Origin of the sequence: Xenorhabdus entomophaga (genome assembly GCF_037996725.1) — a bacterium.
In the GTDB taxonomy this organism is placed as follows: Bacteria; Pseudomonadota; Gammaproteobacteria; order Enterobacterales; family Enterobacteriaceae; genus Xenorhabdus; species Xenorhabdus khoisanae.
The window spans coordinates 1-223 of the sequence record NZ_JBBMXH010000521.1 but is presented as its reverse complement, the minus strand read 5'-3'; the positions used below and the strand labels follow the sequence as shown (position 1 = coordinate 223).

The window sequence follows — 223 nt, the reverse complement described above, 5'->3', positions numbered from 1 at the left end:
ATAATGACAATAACGTCTGTGTATCATCACAAACAGATTGCCCAGTGGCTGATGCGGAGATCGAAGCAACAAAATCAGAATCTGTTGGTGTTGATACCGTGTCCGCCACCGAGCATTCAGCAGGCACTGAGGATTTCAGCGAAGGAGATTGCACCTGTGTCGCGGCTTCCTGAAGCAGTTCATTAATCAATAACACCGGGGAAGGATGTCCCCCCAGTCGTAA

General features: G+C 48.9%; 1 pseudogene. It reads right to left on the bottom strand.

Going from position 1 to position 223, the window contains the following annotated elements:
- Positions 1–223, bottom strand: a pseudogene (locus AAC854_RS23905) (TraI domain-containing protein); the annotation flags it as partial.